Source organism: Oleiphilus sp. HI0125 (assembly GCF_001635355.1).
In genome coordinates this window covers 1-1,086 of sequence record NZ_LWGF01001012.1, presented here as the reverse complement: position 1 = coordinate 1,086, position 1,086 = coordinate 1, and the positions used below count along the sequence as shown (strand labels likewise).

At 47.4% G+C, this 1,086-nt stretch carries 1 protein-coding gene; it reads right to left on the bottom strand.

The features are described 5' to 3' along the window. Positions 1-1,086: efflux RND transporter permease subunit (locus A3762_RS17425; protein ID WP_197469346.1), on the bottom strand; the 1,086-nt coding region annotated here is incomplete at both ends.

Here is a 1,086-nt window from a genome sequence, read left to right as displayed (position 1 = left end):
TAGCTGGCACCCATCGGCCATCTGGTTGAACAATCGGGAAAGCGCGCAACTGTTCGATCCTTGCACGCTGACTATTCTCATAGCTCACAGTTACCGGTAACTGCGTAATGTCTTCTAACATGCTGCCTGCTTGAACGCCTTCGTAGGCAGCTTGCAGCTGAGCAGCTACCGAGTCGAGCTGAAGCCCCATTTCGCCGAGCGCAGTTTCATTCGCATCAAACTCAATCTTCGGAGCGCCCGGTTTTACTGATGCTTGGGTATGCAACACACCAGATTGCTGAGAAATAATTGCTCGTAGCTCTTCACCTAAAGTTCTTAACACATCCGTTTCAGGGCCAAACACCCGAAACTCAATTGGCGCTTCAACAGGCGGTCCTTGAGAGAAAGGCTTGGCAACAATTTGAACTTGAGTAAAGCGCTCGCTTAACTCAACTTGAAGCTCATCTATTAGGCTTGATGATGCCTCGACATCCTCAGCAGTCACCACCACTTCGGCGTAGTAGTTCTGGTTGCGATTATTCATCAATTGGTTGTAGTAAAACGCCGGAACACTATCCCCAATAGACCAAACCGTTTGTTTTACCTCTGCTTTATTACGAATCAACGCGTCTATTTCCTGCACTAGGGCATCTGCAGCAGGAACACTCGTATTTGATTCAAACCAAACGCGTAACTCGAACATGTCGCGATCAGCGGTCGGAAAGAATACTTTTGGCAAAGAGCCAACAGAAAGCACACCAAAAATACTCAAACCAAGTGCAGTCACAACCGCTAACCATGGCTTACGCAAACTGTGCGCGAGAAAACGCTGATAGCCTTCTGATTTTTCTTTTGAGCTAACACCAACCTGCCACCAGCGAGACTCATTTGGCTTGGCGAGCTTGTTCTCAAGCAAGGCACAGATAGCAGGAATCACAGTCATGGACAAACAGAATGAAGCGATCAAAGCCAATATCACGCTCACTGATATCGTACCAATGAAGTCTCCGGCATTACCCTCAATCAAGAGGATTGGCATGAACGCAAGAATAGTAGTGAGCGTTGATGCTAGTAGAGGCATAAACAGATGATCAAAAGCTTGTCGGA